Origin of the sequence: Candidatus Nitrososphaera gargensis Ga9.2, assembly GCF_000303155.1 — an archaeon.
GTDB classification, from domain to species: Archaea; Thermoproteota; Nitrososphaeria; order Nitrososphaerales; family Nitrososphaeraceae; genus Nitrososphaera; species Nitrososphaera gargensis.
On record NC_018719.1, the window covers coordinates 314,327 to 327,517 of the forward strand.

Below are 13,191 nucleotides of genomic sequence, written 5' to 3' on the forward strand. Positions count from 1 at the left end.
ATGATGCGGACGGGCGAACAGGATAGGAAAAGAAGCAAGAATGCCAGTGATGTAACTTTTCCTGCTGCTGTATTTGCGATTCTGATTGCTGCTTTAGTCCTACTACTACCAGCCATTTCGGTTTACGCCCAAACAGTTAGCAATGAGGAGCATGCAGACGGAGAGCAAACAATGACAGCAACAGAGCAGCAGCACGAAGAGGCTGGAGGCGAACATGAAAAGGCAGATTGGGTTGGTCCCGTCATAGCCGGAGCCATGATAGCTACGTCAACCATAACTTATGAGACGTTAAAGAGGAGAGCGATAAGAGAGGAAGAGAAGAAAAAGGGTAGCACTGCTGGAAAGGAGAAAGACAAAAGCCAACACGGGGCAGCATGATTGCAGCTGTGGCGTATTTTAATACGATAGAATACAAGTAAAGTCGCAGGTGTATAGAAAAATGGCAAAGCCAACTACAGCTTCAAATGTGCAAGATACAAACCCACAAAATTTTGACGGCATAATAAATTCCAACACAGTCACGGTGGCAGACTTTTGGGCAGAGTGGTGTGGGCCATGCAAGCAGACTGAACCAATGTTCAGAAGAGTTGCGGACAAGTATTCTGAAAAGGCTGCCTTTGTAAGAGTTAATGCAGATGAAAATCAGGAATTGGTGCAGAAACATGGCGTGATGTCTCTTCCGGCATTCCTTGTTTTCAAAAACGGCCAAGTAAAAGAATCGGCGTTCGGTGGAATCGGACAGGGCAAGCTAGAAGGCATGATTCAGAAACAATTGTTATAGCCATCCGGATACTATTGCAGAAATCATGAGCCTCCAGTCTAATCTGTATAAAATGTTTGGATAAAAGTTCAATACAAAGAAAGGTCCTCTACTGTGGCGTAATAGATGCAACTAAGAGCAATGCATATAGTAGCATTAGTGCCTTTTGTAATTGGTGCATTGATAATCGGGTCGGAGATGCAGTACATCATTGACTATTACGTCAGGTCTTCTTCATGCTACTTTCCAAACTGTCCTGATGTGGTTCCGGGTTATGAAGGCACCTGTTTGGGTCAATTCCAATAGCTATTGGAGCTACAATTTTAATGGTTGATCGGATCAAGCAACAACGCAACCATCAACAGACAGTTTCACAGTAATGAATAGTCAAAATGCAAAAATGGTAGCAGAAGCAAAGACTTCATTGAATATGGTGTGTGTTGCAAAACAACAACTTTCAATGTAACCGAAGGCTCAAAAGAGCTGAAACTATGGAACCTCGGTCACATATGTCTCAGGAACAAGACAGACTAGCCAAGACGCTAATAGTTAGGTAGTAGCTCTCGCATATACGCCCCGTATAGTGCAAAATTAAGGCCAATGAGATAGCCATGGATTATTACTCGAGATCCGCTGGGCTGCACCTGGGCTACTACCTTCTAGGCGTGGAGAAACGACTGTCATTGGAGGTTCCATAAAGCCGGCGGGGAGCTTCATGAGAACTACCTACCTCAAATAGGAGGTTTTTATGCCTCCTAACCGGCGACCACTTTTGCAAAACAAGCTTTACTGAGAATAGAAACTAGCTGCACAATACTTTTTGCTTGCCGGACCCAAAGATACAGCTGAACAGGCATGACAGGTATATTGTCAAATTTTGAGCTTGACTATTTGAGGGGCAAGGTGCAGCTGGACGAAAAAGCTGCATACAACATGAGATACTTCCTTAAAAGGAAGCTTAAGGACCTAGCCTACCTAGAATTGCCATTGCTAATCGACTATGAGCGAAGGTCAAGTACTTCGGTAATGAAGAAAAACGAAAGCGTTATAATCTTGCGGGAGTCAGTATTTTGCCATGAGCGAAAAGAGAACAATGCCTGTATGCTTTACGCCAGAACAGCTCAAGATGGTTGAAGAGTATGCAAAGAAAAGGGGCATGCTCAACGCAAGCCAGGCGATAGAAGAACTGGCAAAATAAAATTTTTTACAGCGCGCCTTCGCCGCGCTGCCTTGACCCAATATCTATTGCTTCGTCCACGTCTGAGACGAATATCTTGCCTTCGCCAGCGAGCCCTGTGCTCGTACTCTGTAGGATCTTGTCGATCACCTTGTCAGCCATCGAGTCCTTTGTAACGACCACTATTGTCGAGTTTACGTTAAACTCTGGTCTGTACATCCCAGTGCCTCTCCCAGAGTGGACCTCTTGCCGTGGTATCTGGCCGCGTCCCTTCGAGTCGTAATATGTAAAGCCCCCCAAGTCTAGTTCCTTCAGCGCTGCAAAAGCTCTGTCTAACCTTGCAGCAGGAACAACCGCTTCGATTTTCTTCATAATGTGAACCCAGTCAGCTAGGTAGCGCTTTTATTAAAGCATTTTGTATTGCACAAAATATACAGAATCCCCGACCAATAATACAAAATTTCTAACTAAACAAAAAGAAAATGGTAAAGCCAGCTCGTGCTGACTTAGCCTGTACTGTTCGTATTGGTGTCGTTGCCTGCTGCTGACGAAGTCTCGTTTCCTGCAGTGTCTGTTTCATTTCCTGTACCGGTCTGGTTTCCAGTGTCAGTCGCATTAGTGGTTTCTGTGGTTGCTTCTCCTGTCGGTGGTTCAAATTCCTCGGCTTGTTCTGCTGCCGGCCTTGTTTCCTCAAACGTTGTTGGACTCGTAACTCTGTCACTTCCCCTTGGTGGCACCATCGTACCTGGCGGATGGTCGTCGTCAGTTGCATCTGGTGTCGCCAAGACAGCAAACGCGGCTCCTTTGACCACGTCATTCATCGCATGGTCAACGCCTACATAGACACCTTCCTGCGGGAATGTCGCTTCAATTACTGAGCCGGATCCCGGAGGTATCCACCACGTCTCGTCATTCTTCAGCTGTGTCCCATACCTGTTCTTTATCGAGCCGTCGCGGACATCAATCATGCCAGATATGAAGTGGAACGCTATGCCATCGTTTGGTCCTGCGTTGACTATGTACCATCTTGTTAGCTCGCCCGGTTTGACTTGGAATATTGTTGCATTGGGGTTGATGTCTATTTTCGCAATTGCTCCTAGTGCCGGGACGTATCTATGCGCCATGCCATTTGTCATTACTATATCCGGATTGCCTGTGAGGAACTGGGCTACGTCGAAAGAGCCTGTGCCGTTTGCCTGTGTGAATACGCCCTCGACATTGTTGCTGTAGATTTCACCAAAGACTACGTAGAACTCTTTTGCCGGCTGTTCGTTTGGCGGGTGCACTACTATGCCACCGTACATGCCGTTTGCAATGTGCTCCCATACACCATTCAAGCCATCAGCACCACAGTGGTAAAAGAATACGCCTGCAAATGGTGGTTTCCACGTCCATGTTACTGATTCGCCGCTTCTGACCGTAGAGCCAGTGGCACTGGCATTAGCGCCAACTGCGTCATTTGGACCATGGCCTGCATGGAAGTCGATGCTGTGTATCACTTCGCCTTCATTTATCAGAGTGAATTCAATTGTATCTCCTTGGTCTACAGATATTACTGGTCCCGGTATTGTTCCGTTAAAAACCATTGCCCTATACATTACGCCACCCGGATGTAGCGCGTTGTCCGGAGCTACCTGCACGTCTACTTCGTCTGCAATAAGGGTGACTTTTTTTGTCGTGCCGGTGGACTGCGCCTCTACGTCGAAGTTGAGCCCTGTAATGGGGCTAAGTACGGCGAATCCAGCCAGCAAGACACCTGCCACGATTCCTGCTATAACGGGTTTGTTCATTGCAGGCATTGAACTGTTCGAATATTAAAAATATTTTGATTTTCTCACTAGTTTTTTAGTTATAGTATAATATATAATTTCTTTTAATGATAAATTTATTATATGATATTGTACTGAATTACGACCCTACAAACAACAGCGCCGATATACGTTTTTGTACCTGTACAGGCAAGTATTTTCTCACTTGCACATTTTTGGCAAAAAGCAGGTCGTGAATTGTGCGGTATGCGGCAAGGAGCTCGGGCGCCACAAGTACAAGCCCGGTGAAGACTGGGGCATCGAAGGCCTGCTCTGCGGCGACTGCCACATAGAGAAGACAAGGGAGTTCATGCTCAAGCAAGAAGAGACTCCTGACATTTGCGCAATGTGCGGCAAAGAGATCATGGGAGACGGCCACAAGCCAAGGTGGCAGTGGGAGATGGAGCAAGGCGCCCTGCTGTGCAAGCTGTGCTTTGACAAAAAAGACAGCGACTATAACAGGAAAACCAACTTCTGTGCTATCTGTAACAGCAAGCTTGGACTGTTCTACTATCATCCTAAGCCGGCTTGGCACATTGAGGGGAATCTATGCAGGAAGTGCTGGGACAGTCGCAACAGCAAGGGGTGATATTGCATGTTCAAAAAGCATGAATGCAAGACGTGCGGGAGTAAGTTCCGCAAGGTTGAAGAATTGATGCAGCACCAGCAGGTGGCTCATGAAAAACGGCTCTACATGTGCAGCGAATGCAACATGGGCTTTGATGGCATGGAGCAGATGCGCGACCACGCCAGAAAATTTCATTCATACAACAGGATGAAAGAAAAAGGCTGCTAGCTAGATAGCTTTGAGTTGCTTTACTATGGGCGGCCTGGCTTTTCTGAACACCCTGAAACCGCAGATGCATTTTATCTCTGGCAATCTCGATAGTTCCTCGACTGTCACCGGCGTCCCACAGCGCATGCACTCATAGGTGACGTTGCCGCCTGCGTTTGAAGTTGCCATCCTCTGATTTTGGGCGTCATGCCCACATTTTAAGCTATAGTGGAATGCCGATGAAGGCGTTTGTTCTGTTTGATGGCCGACTGCGCCGCCGCCAGGATGGCAATTGGTATGCGGTGAGACGAGGCACTGACGTAATCTAGGCCGGCGGTGCTGCAGAACTCTATAGAGCGGGGATCGCCGCCGTGCTCACCGCAGATGCCGATCTCAATGTCCTTTTTCTCTTTCCTTGCCATGTCAACTGCCATCTTCATCAGCCTGCCTACTCCCTTCCTATCGATGCTCTGGAAGGGGTTCACGCTCACTATCCCCTTTTCCAGATAGAAGGGCAGGAACTTGCCTTCCGCGTCTTCTCTGCTAAAGCTGAAGGTTGCCTGCGTCAGGTCGTTTGTGCCAAAGCTGATAAAATCTACCAAGTGTGCAATGTCATCTGCCACGAGACATGCGCGCACTACTTCGATCATACTGCCAAACTTGATCTTTAGCTTTATCCTATGCCGGTGCTCTACTTCACGCTTGACCGACTCGAATATCTGCCTGACGGCTGCAAGCTCCTCCACTAGGCCCACCTGCGGCACCATTATCTGGGGCTCGACTGCCACACCCTCTTTTGCGAGCTCGGCCGCCGCCTCGCATATCGACCTTATCTGGGTCTCGTAGATCTCTGGGAACGATATTCCCATCCTGACTCCTCTGTGCCCAAGCATCGGGTTTATCTCTGACAGCTCGTGCACGCGGTGGAGTATCTTTTCAATGCGGGCGATCTCGGATGGCTTGGCGCTACTAGATTTAAGCTCGAATATCTTTTGCATCAAATCTTCTTCCTTTGGCAGGAACTCGTGCAGCGGCGGGTCAAGCAGCCTTATTGTCACCGGCAGACCATTCATCTCCCTAAGGATTGCCTTAAAGTCTGACTTCTGCAGAGGCTCAAGCTCTGCAAGAGCTCTTCTCCGCTCCTCCTCGTTCTCTGCCATTATCATGCTGACAAACTGCATTATCCTGTCGTGCTGGTTAAACATACGCTCTGTCCTGCAAAGCCCGATCCCTTCAGCCCCGTACTTGCGGGCAAGGGCAGCGCTTTCTACTGTGTCGGCGTTTGCCCTTATCTTGATGCCCTTCATTTCCGAGGACCATTGCAGGAGCTCTTTGAACTCTGACGAAATCTCTGGCTCGACCGTCGGGATCTCGCCTACGTACACCCTGCCTGTCGAGCCATCTATCGTTATCTTTTGGCCCTCGCTTACCACCACTTTTTTGCCCCCCACGCTAAAGCTCTTGCCCTCGGCATCGATCTCTATCTGCGAGCACCCGACGACACACGGCTTGCCCATCCCCCGAGCGACTACCGCTGCATGCGAGGTCTTGCCGCCGCGGCTTGTCAATATGCCTACGGACTGGAAGAACGCAGGGACATCGTCAGGTTTTGTGTCCTCTCTCACCAAGATCACCTTTTCGCCTTTTTTGCCAAGAGCCTCTGCCTGCGCAACATCAAATACTGCTATGCCGCTAGCCGCGCCGGGAGAAGCGCCTATGCCCGTAGCAATTGCCTTTTGCTTGACATGCGGGTCTATCCTGCGGTATAGGATCTGCTCTAGGCCTTCAGGGTCGATGCGCTCAAGGGCCGCGGTCTTGGTGATGAGTCCCTCATGGTAAAGGTCGATCGAGGTCTTGACCGCCGCTACCGCATTCATCTTTGCTGCCCTCGTTTGCAGGATGTAGAGACGGCCCTTTTCAACAGTGAATTCGACGTCCTGCGGCTCCTTGAAGTGGCTCTCCAGCTTTTCGCACACGCCGAGCAGCTGCTGGTAGACGTCAGGCATTTCGCTGACAAGCGAGTCGATGTGGTTGGGAGTCGCCCTGCCCGACACGACGTCCTCGCCCTGCGCATTTATGAGGTAATCGCCATACAACTGCTTTTCGCCTGTCTCCGGGTCGCGGGTGAACACCACGCCAGTGCAGCTATCGCTTCCCATGTTGCCAAAGACCATCGTGACTATCGTGACTGCTGTGCCACCCGCCATGTCGGGGGTGATATTGTGCTGCTTGCGGTACTCCACTGCGCGCTTGCCAGTCCACGACCGGAACACCGCGTCGATGGCAAGCTCTAGCTGCTTGTACGGGTCGGCAGGAAATTTCTTGCCTCCTGTGCCTTCGCAGAGCGACTTGAACGACATTGCAATATCCTTGAGCACCTTTGGGTTTGACAGGTCCTTGCCGGCTAGAATGCTGTCAAATTTGCGATCATCGACGCCCAAGACGATCTTGCCGAACATCTGAATGAAGCGCCTGTACGCGTCCCATGCAAACCTCGGATCATTGCTCTTCCTTGACAGCCCTTCTACAGTTTCATCGTTGAGCCCAAGGTTGAGGATCGTGTCCATCATGCCCGGCATAGACACGGGGGCGCCGGAGCGCACTGACACCAAAAGCGGGTTCTGAGGGTCGCCGAATTTCTTGCCCGTCAGGCTTTCAAGGCGGCTTATCGATCTCCGCACTTCGTCCATCAGACCATCAGGCAGGCGCCTTCCGGCTTCGTAGAACTTTTCGCAAATCTCAGTTGTTATTATAAAGCCGGGCGGCACTGGAAGGCCAAGCCTTGTCATTTCCGCAAGCCCGGCGCCCTTGCCTCCTAGCAGCATCTTGTTTTTGCCGTCTGCCTCGTCGAAAAAGTATATAGGCTTGACGATTGCCGGAGCCTTGCCAAAACCTTCCTCTGACATAGGGATGATGATCAACCGCTTTGTTGGTTTAAAATGTTGTGCACTTTTACCGATAATTTCAAATCTTGCCGCCCTCTGTTACAGTGGGGCGGTCTTGGCTGGCGTCACCGGGTGATTATTGTCTTGTCTGACGTGCTGCCAGTTCCCTTGCTCATTCAGGCTCTGGACCTGTTTGGCACCATGGCATTTGCCGTAACTGGCGCATTCAAGGCGATAGAGCACAAGTCTGATATCGTAGGGGTGATAATATTGGCTACGATAACTGGCGTTGCCGGCGGCGTGATGCGGGATCTCCTCTTTGGCAGGATACCGCCGACTGCAATAGTTAACCCGCTCTACCTCATAATCACTGTGGCAACAGGCGTTGTAATGTTTTTCCTCTACCGCGCGCTCAAAAAGCACTGGAATCTGTTCCTAAAGTTTGACGCGATCGGTCTTGGCGTATTCACGGTAATTGGCGCGACCGTCGCATACAACCTGTTTGGGCTGAACTTTCTTGCGATGGTGTTTGCGGGCTTGTTCACTGCCATCGGAGGAGGCATATTGCGCGATGTGTTTGTCAACGAAGTGCCGATAGTGTTCATAAAGGAGCTGTACGCGTCGGCAAGCTTTATCGGAATCGTAATGTTTTTCGGGCTCTTGGCCGCCGGCGCAGACCTGAATGTTGCGGCCATACCAAGCATCATCGCGGCCACTTCCCTCAGGCTGCTTGCCATGAGGTACAACTGGAACCTGCCGGCTTCCAAGACCTGACGTAGGGCTCTATGGATTTTGTCACCAGTAGACTTAACTAGTCCAGCGGTGTTGCCATCGTTGGAGCTTCACGTCATGATGATGGCAGGACGGTCGGGATTTTACGAATTCTCTAGCTAAGCGGAAGCTTCTTCATCTGATGATAGTCGATGATGAAAGCGACATACTTTACGTGCTAAAACCGGGCATTGAAAAAAATCTGGGCTGCAGCGTCAGCACATTTTCAGACCCACTCCAGGCTCTCAAGTATTTCAGAGAACCCCAACATATATGATCTAGTCATATCCGATGCGCGGATGCCTAGAATGACCGGTTTTGAGCTTGCTAGGCGCATCAAAGATGTCAAGCCAGACGTCAAGGTCATAATCATGACTGCATCTGAGATCAACCGGCTAGAATTTGAAAATGTGCTTCCTTCTACAAAAATTGACGGCTTTGTGACAAAGCCTGCAACCCTGAAAGTCGTGTGCGTTGCAATAGAAAGGTGCCTAGGATAGTTCCACCAATAATATTACTAGTTTTACGCAATAACCTTTTTTATTGGAAAGAGTCGAGCGAGAGTGTCTTCTCTGCTTTTCTGTCATGCCCGTTGCCGACCGGCTCGGCATCAAACCCCATTTCGCAGAGCGACTCTGCAAACTCTCTGGCAAAGCCATGGAACGTGTAGACCTTGTCCGGCCTGCACTGCTTGACCGCCTCCACCAGCTCGTTATAGTCGCAATGATCCGAAAGCGGCATCACATAATCGAGCCCCATCATGTACCTGTAGCGGCTGCCAATCGCCCAGCCACTGAAGCCTATGGTGACTGCGCCATATCTCTCCTTCATCTCCCTTACAAATGCGTTCCTTTCAGACATCAGTGGCGCGACCATTACCCATGGTCTGTTCTTTGACAGAAGCTTTTGCTCTTCTGCCTGCTTGTGGGTTACGCCACCTGCCAGTTCTACCCCTAGCTCTGAATATACTGAATTGATCTTGGCGACAGAGTCGTAGATTATTGGGTCCCAGTGGCCGAACAACTTCGTCAACAGTTGCGCCTTTCCAAGGGTGTAGCCCATCAGTATTACAGGGATGCCAAAGTTGAACATTTCAGAAATTATTTTGTTAGTCTTGTGTGTTATCTCTGACAGCGGCGGGAAGACGTATTCGGGCCGGCCAAATGTAGACTCGATTATCAGCGTGCGAGCATGAGGCACCTTTGCTGGCTTCATGAACGCCCTCTCTCTCACAGAGATGTCGCCAGTGTAATATACGTCGTCGTCGCCCACCAAAAGGCCGCGAGATCCAAGAATATGACCTGTGTCTACCAGCTGGAAGCCATCTTGCTCTTCGGCCGCATCAACAATTTCATAGCCCCTTGCATGGGCGATGAGCGTGGTTTCCTTTGACGCAAGTACCTGCGTCTTGATCTTTTTCCTGCCGCGCCGATGCAGGTGATCAACGTGCGCGTGCGAAACAAATGTGAAATCGCAATCAACTGGATGCGAAGGGTCAAGCGCTATCGTGATGTCATTTTGCCGCACCATTATCCCTGACTGGCCAAGCGTTACTCCCCCCGTCATCCCGAGCTGTCATGCCTAGCTGACGATGAGTATTTTAACATTTAGCTACTCGCCTTGTGTAAAAATGGCAGGTTCAAACAATATAAAGACAAACGACTGAGCCAGAAGCTTTAGCTGGCTATCGAATGGTAAAGATGAAACAAACAGACAGACTTTTCCGAATCTATTACAGGTTTGACTCTTCAATTGCAGGTATAACTTTGTCCATCATAATGCTGTCAACATTCTTGGTATCTGCATCAAATGACAAGAGCAACAGGTGATTGTTTGCCAGTGGCACTGTAACTCTTATCAGCAGCTCATAGCGCGTCAGCGCATACTTCACTTTTCCTATCTTGCTCTCCCATACTTGTCTTGTAGAATGGCGAATGGTAGCAAATAGCGCGTATCTCTCTGTTTCTTCAAATGTCATCAACGGCTTTAGGGTTTTTCGGTACTTGCTTGCGATAATGTATCCAAGCTTATTAGCAACAGCACAAAAGCGAATTGATTTATCTAGAGATAATATCCGTTCCGGCAAGTTCTCGTAAACTGTATCACCACTTTTCGTATTGATTAAACACTAGACGAAGTTAAAAGACTTTAGAACGCTGCTTTCTCATTGAATGATATTATATCCCTCAGGCCATCACCACACAAAAAGTTAACGGCCGGACGACAATCGCAGTTTTACAAAAGTGTGTGCAAATTATACTGGTTCCACTATCACAAGCCACTTGTACAAAATTTATAGAAGTATCTTCAAAATTCACTTAAGCGAATAGGTCTACGCAACATTATTCTTGAGAGTGTATGCCGCTTCGCCTATTGGAACGGTCATTGTTGCTTCATTGATTGCCGGTACCATTGCTATGCCTGCCGCTGTCATGGCAGCACCCGATCACCCTTGTATAATTGGCGGCAGTCCCTGCAATTGTGACATATTTCGCCTTGATGATGTTATCGATTGGAGTTTATCCAACGTCAATATTGCAATAAATGCATTATTTCCTCGTAGAGAACAAGCCGCTGTCAGTCGAGATCATTGTCAGCAACTTTGGGGGCAGCTATCCACATGGCAAAGTCCACATGGACACGATCGACATGCTGGAGTCAAAAGGCTACTCATTTGGTAAGATCAAAAGCGTTCTGCCACCATAGCAGAAGGCTAAAAGCACCATAGTGCGCGTGAACAATTGTTGAAGTTTAGCCGGCAGGTCGTCGTGTGGTCAGTGGTGCTCTATTTTGCGCTTGGCATCCCGATAAGCCTGCTGCACGAGGCAGGCCATGCCTACGTTTGCAGTGCCAGCGGCTTTGACTACCAGATCTGGGTTGACGCGACAGGCGGCCACATGATATGCTTTGGAAGAGTGCAAGATAGTTTTGTCTACAACGCAATGGGCGGAGTCTTTGGGCTGGCTGGAAGCGTGGCTATAATCACGGCATGGCTGCTGCTTGCCAAGAGACACTATGCAATACTGGCAGTGGGTCTGGCGTATTCTGCGGACCAGGCTGCCAAGATAATTTTGGAAGGGCTCTATGCCAGCGTTTACGAGTCAGGCGCAATAGACGGGTACATCACCGCTATGCAGGTCGTCTCATGGATTGGCTTTATGCTCTACTTTGCAAGGGTAAAAGAGCCAGCCAAGATTGCTGCCAGCGACATTTAAGAATGGGCTGCCTGCAAGCTAGTTAGTATATACATTTGACCATAAACCTTGGCATTCTAATCTCGGGCAGGGGGAGCAACATGGATGCGATACTTGGCGCGATCAAGTCCGGCAGGATAAAAAACACCAAACCATCGGTCGTAATTTCAAACAAGCCCGATGCCGCAGGGCTAAAGATCGCTTCTGAAAAATACGGCGTCCCGGCAAAGGTGGTACCAGCAGACGGCCTGAAGGGCTGGGACTATGACCAGAAGGTGGTGGCTGTACTGCAAGCGCATGGCGTGACGCCCCAGTCAGGTCTTGTGTGCCTTGCAGGCTTTATGAGGATAATTAGCCCAGAGTTTGTCAGGCAGTACAAGATGAGAATACTCAATATCCATCCTGCGCTTTTGCCGTCGTTCCCTGGGCTCCACGCACAAAAGCAGGCACTTGACTATGGCGTCAAGGTCACTGGCTGCACGGTCCACTTTGTGGACGAAGGGGTAGACTCGGGGCCGGTGATACTGCAAAAGGCCGTGCCAGTAATGGAAGGCGACGATGAAGAAGCCCTCTCTGCAAGGATACTGGAGCAGGAGCACCAGCTCTACCCAGAGGCAGTACGGCTGTTTTGCGAGGGCAGGATAAAGGTGCAGGGCCGCAGAGTTTTGGTAACATAGCTATCTTCTTTTGAACATCACAATCGATCCTGCCAATATGCTCCCGGCAACAAAGAACGCAAAATACGGGCTGCCTGAGCCAAATGCGTCTGACGAGAGCCCTGCCACGATGGGCCCGGCCGTCCATCCTGATCCAAACAGGGCGTTATAGATTCCAAGCTTGGCCCCTATCTGACCTGATGGCGTATCTCTTGTCACCAAGCTGAACGTTACAGGGTAGAATATGCTAGTGGCAAGCCCGACCAGTGCGATGGCTATTGCAAACGACAGAAATGAAGTGAACACAAATGCAAGCAACATGGCTATTGCTGTCGCCAAAACCGCCAGCGCAAGCGCAAGAACGCCATACACGGATATCCTTGGCACGAACATCAGAGTGGCAAAGCGCGATATGCCGAACAGGAAGAACAACACCTCGATATCTTGGCTTGTCAACGATGCCTCATTCATGTACGCGGGAAGCACCGCAAGCACCACCCCGAACGTTATCGCATAGTACAGGATGACAGAGCTGAGCGTCGGACGCGCGGCCACCTCCCTCATTATCTGCACAGTGCCAGCGCGAACCTCCAAGTCCTTCTGGACCGCAGGCCAGCCGTAGCGGCGCAAAAGCATCGACGGCACCATCCCTGCCGCCATGATGGCTGCGGCAAGCTGAAAGAGCATGATATAGTTGAACACATCAAGGATAAGCTTGCCAATAAGAGGCCCAACCATAAAGCCCAAAATCCATGCAGCAATGAACGTCGAGATGCTCTTGACCCGCCTATCTGGTGTCGTGTTTGTCGAGACAAGCACCTCGGCAGAGGGCCAAAAGAGGGCGTGTGCGACGCCGGCTAGCGTCCTGTAAAGCATTATTTCGGGCACTGACTGCACGGTGGAGAGCATAAAGATCGAAAACATGTTGAGCAGTACGCCTGATACGAGCATGTAGGACTTGTTGAGCCTATCAAGCAGCATGCCAAAAAAGAAAGGCGCAAACATGTAAGGCAGGTAGTTGATGGTCCCGATAAGACCAACCTGCGAGTAGTCTGCGGCCAGCTGGTCCCTTGCAAACACTGGTACTATGGGCGAGTGCATGCCATACGATACGCCAACGATGGCGGCACAAATTGCAACGAGCAGAACTGCGCGACTGATCATT

General features: G+C 49.8%; 18 protein-coding genes. 11 read left to right on the forward strand and 7 right to left on the reverse strand.

Translation table 11 applies throughout. The features are described 5' to 3' along the window. The 3 genes from NGAR_RS01935 (at position 1) to NGAR_RS18640 (ending at position 1,958) form a co-directional block, all read left to right on the forward strand. Positions 1 to 378, forward strand: a complete 378-nt coding sequence (locus NGAR_RS01935) for a hypothetical protein (RefSeq protein WP_015017915.1) — start codon at positions 1 to 3, stop codon at positions 376 to 378. Positions 379 to 439: 61 nt separating this feature from the next. Then, positions 440 to 781 carry a thioredoxin family protein gene (locus tag NGAR_RS01940; RefSeq protein WP_015017916.1) on the forward strand — a complete coding sequence of 114 codons (342 nt, stop codon included), beginning with the start codon at positions 440 to 442 and terminating at the stop codon, positions 779 to 781. A 1,054-nt stretch (positions 782 to 1,835) separates the two neighbouring features. Next, positions 1,836 to 1,958 carry a hypothetical protein gene (locus tag NGAR_RS18640; RefSeq protein WP_266190377.1) on the forward strand — a complete coding sequence of 41 codons (123 nt, stop codon included), beginning with the start codon at positions 1,836 to 1,838 and terminating at the stop codon, positions 1,956 to 1,958. Between the two features lie 6 nt (positions 1,959 to 1,964). Here the strand turns inward: NGAR_RS18640 and NGAR_RS01945 are convergent, their stop codons facing one another. Beyond that, positions 1,965 to 2,309: a P-II family nitrogen regulator gene (locus tag NGAR_RS01945; RefSeq protein WP_015017918.1), complete on the reverse strand. Its 345-nt coding sequence runs from the start codon at positions 2,307 to 2,309 to the stop codon at positions 1,965 to 1,967. A gap of 134 nt (positions 2,310 to 2,443) precedes the next feature. Continuing rightward, positions 2,444 to 3,727 carry a multicopper oxidase domain-containing protein gene (locus NGAR_RS01950; protein WP_148680824.1) on the reverse strand — a complete coding sequence of 428 codons (1,284 nt, stop codon included), beginning with the start codon at positions 3,725 to 3,727 and terminating at the stop codon, positions 2,444 to 2,446. A 184-nt stretch (positions 3,728 to 3,911) separates the two neighbouring features. Between NGAR_RS01950 and NGAR_RS01955 the strand changes: the two genes are divergently transcribed. Together NGAR_RS01955 and NGAR_RS01960 are read left to right on the forward strand one after the other, a co-directional pair. Then, entirely contained in the window at positions 3,912 to 4,334 is a 423-nt protein-coding gene (locus tag NGAR_RS01955; RefSeq protein ID WP_228369254.1) for a hypothetical protein, read from the forward strand. Positions 4,335 to 4,340: 6 nt separating this feature from the next. Then, a complete protein-coding gene (locus NGAR_RS01960; RefSeq protein ID WP_148680825.1) occupies positions 4,341 to 4,541 on the forward strand; it encodes a C2H2-type zinc finger protein in 201 nt (66 codons plus the stop codon). On the opposite strand, the gene NGAR_RS01965 is transcribed toward NGAR_RS01960, so the two are convergent. Further along, positions 4,542 to 4,709 (reverse strand): DNA-directed RNA polymerase subunit P, encoded by a 168-nt coding sequence (locus NGAR_RS01965; RefSeq protein WP_015017921.1) that lies wholly within the window; start codon positions 4,707 to 4,709, stop codon positions 4,542 to 4,544. It lies immediately after the preceding gene. A 29-nt stretch (positions 4,710 to 4,738) separates the two neighbouring features. Continuing rightward, on the reverse strand, positions 4,739 to 7,426 hold the full coding sequence (ppdK, locus tag NGAR_RS01970; RefSeq protein ID WP_015017922.1) for a pyruvate, phosphate dikinase: 2,688 nt from the start codon (positions 7,424 to 7,426) through the stop codon (positions 4,739 to 4,741). Positions 7,427 to 7,549: 123 nt separating this feature from the next. On the opposite strand from ppdK, the gene NGAR_RS01975 reads away from it, so the two are divergent. From NGAR_RS01975 to NGAR_RS01985, 3 genes are all read left to right on the forward strand, one after another. Beyond that, positions 7,550 to 8,179 (forward strand): trimeric intracellular cation channel family protein, encoded by a 630-nt coding sequence (locus tag NGAR_RS01975; RefSeq protein ID WP_407637185.1) that lies wholly within the window; start codon positions 7,550 to 7,552, stop codon positions 8,177 to 8,179. Between the two features lie 139 nt (positions 8,180 to 8,318). After that, on the forward strand, positions 8,319 to 8,453 hold the full coding sequence (locus NGAR_RS18645; RefSeq protein WP_015017924.1) for a response regulator: 135 nt from the start codon (positions 8,319 to 8,321) through the stop codon (positions 8,451 to 8,453). A 31-nt stretch (positions 8,454 to 8,484) separates the two neighbouring features. Further along, positions 8,485 to 8,676 carry a response regulator gene (locus NGAR_RS01985; RefSeq protein ID WP_015017925.1) on the forward strand — a complete coding sequence of 64 codons (192 nt, stop codon included), beginning with the start codon at positions 8,485 to 8,487 and terminating at the stop codon, positions 8,674 to 8,676. Positions 8,677 to 8,716: 40 nt separating this feature from the next. Here the strand turns inward: NGAR_RS01985 and NGAR_RS01990 are convergent, their stop codons facing one another. Next, entirely contained in the window at positions 8,717 to 9,742 is a 1,026-nt protein-coding gene (locus tag NGAR_RS01990) for an MBL fold metallo-hydrolase (protein ID WP_015017926.1), read from the reverse strand. Positions 9,743 to 9,908: 166 nt separating this feature from the next. Next, entirely contained in the window at positions 9,909 to 10,154 is a 246-nt protein-coding gene (locus NGAR_RS01995) for a hypothetical protein (RefSeq protein ID WP_015017927.1), read from the reverse strand. A 566-nt stretch (positions 10,155 to 10,720) separates the two neighbouring features. On the opposite strand from NGAR_RS01995, the gene NGAR_RS17060 reads away from it, so the two are divergent. Genes NGAR_RS17060 through purN form a run of 3 tightly spaced genes read left to right on the forward strand, consistent with a single transcriptional unit; the run spans position 10,721 to position 12,047 of the window. Beyond that, positions 10,721 to 10,882 carry a hypothetical protein gene (locus tag NGAR_RS17060; RefSeq protein WP_015017929.1) on the forward strand — a complete coding sequence of 54 codons (162 nt, stop codon included), beginning with the start codon at positions 10,721 to 10,723 and terminating at the stop codon, positions 10,880 to 10,882. 38 nt (positions 10,883 to 10,920) lie between these two features. Beyond that, positions 10,921 to 11,391 carry a hypothetical protein gene (locus NGAR_RS02000; protein ID WP_015017930.1) on the forward strand — a complete coding sequence of 157 codons (471 nt, stop codon included), beginning with the start codon at positions 10,921 to 10,923 and terminating at the stop codon, positions 11,389 to 11,391. A gap of 35 nt (positions 11,392 to 11,426) precedes the next feature. Further along, complete coding sequence (gene purN / locus NGAR_RS02005) at positions 11,427 to 12,047, forward strand: phosphoribosylglycinamide formyltransferase (protein ID WP_015017931.1); 621 nt, start codon at positions 11,427 to 11,429, stop codon at positions 12,045 to 12,047. On the opposite strand, the gene NGAR_RS02010 is transcribed toward purN, so the two are convergent. Next, on the reverse strand, positions 12,048 to 13,190 hold the full coding sequence (locus NGAR_RS02010; protein WP_015017932.1) for an MFS transporter: 1,143 nt from the start codon (positions 13,188 to 13,190) through the stop codon (positions 12,048 to 12,050). Position 13,191: the final 1 nt, after the last annotated feature.

Bases quoted from the DNA above. Each gene is read 5' to 3' on its own strand.
- NGAR_RS01935 (WP_015017915.1), top strand. From the start codon at position 1: ATGATGCGGACGGGCGAACAGGATAGGAAAAGAAGCAAGAATGCCAGT.
- NGAR_RS01940 (WP_015017916.1), top strand. From the start codon at position 440: ATGGCAAAGCCAACTACAGCTTCAAATGTGCAAGATACAAACCCACAA.
- NGAR_RS18640 (WP_266190377.1), top strand. From the start codon at position 1,836: ATGAGCGAAAAGAGAACAATGCCTGTATGCTTTACGCCAGAACAGCTC.
- NGAR_RS01945 (WP_015017918.1), bottom strand. From the start codon at position 2,309: ATGAAGAAAATCGAAGCGGTTGTTCCTGCTGCAAGGTTAGACAGAGCT.
- NGAR_RS01950 (WP_148680824.1), bottom strand. From the start codon at position 3,727: ATGAACAAACCCGTTATAGCAGGAATCGTGGCAGGTGTCTTGCTGGCT.
- NGAR_RS01960 (WP_148680825.1), top strand. From the start codon at position 4,341: ATGTTCAAAAAGCATGAATGCAAGACGTGCGGGAGTAAGTTCCGCAAG.
- NGAR_RS01965 (WP_015017921.1), bottom strand. From the start codon at position 4,709: ATGGCAACTTCAAACGCAGGCGGCAACGTCACCTATGAGTGCATGCGC.
- ppdK (WP_015017922.1), bottom strand. From the start codon at position 7,426: ATGTCAGAGGAAGGTTTTGGCAAGGCTCCGGCAATCGTCAAGCCTATA.
- NGAR_RS18645 (WP_015017924.1), top strand. From the start codon at position 8,319: ATGATAGTCGATGATGAAAGCGACATACTTTACGTGCTAAAACCGGGC.
- NGAR_RS01985 (WP_015017925.1), top strand. From the start codon at position 8,485: ATGACCGGTTTTGAGCTTGCTAGGCGCATCAAAGATGTCAAGCCAGAC.
- NGAR_RS01990 (WP_015017926.1), bottom strand. From the start codon at position 9,742: ATGACGGGGGGAGTAACGCTTGGCCAGTCAGGGATAATGGTGCGGCAA.
- NGAR_RS01995 (WP_015017927.1), bottom strand. From the start codon at position 10,154: ATGACATTTGAAGAAACAGAGAGATACGCGCTATTTGCTACCATTCGC.
- NGAR_RS17060 (WP_015017929.1), top strand. From the start codon at position 10,721: ATGCATTATTTCCTCGTAGAGAACAAGCCGCTGTCAGTCGAGATCATT.
- NGAR_RS02010 (WP_015017932.1), bottom strand. From the start codon at position 13,190: ATGATCAGTCGCGCAGTTCTGCTCGTTGCAATTTGTGCCGCCATCGTT.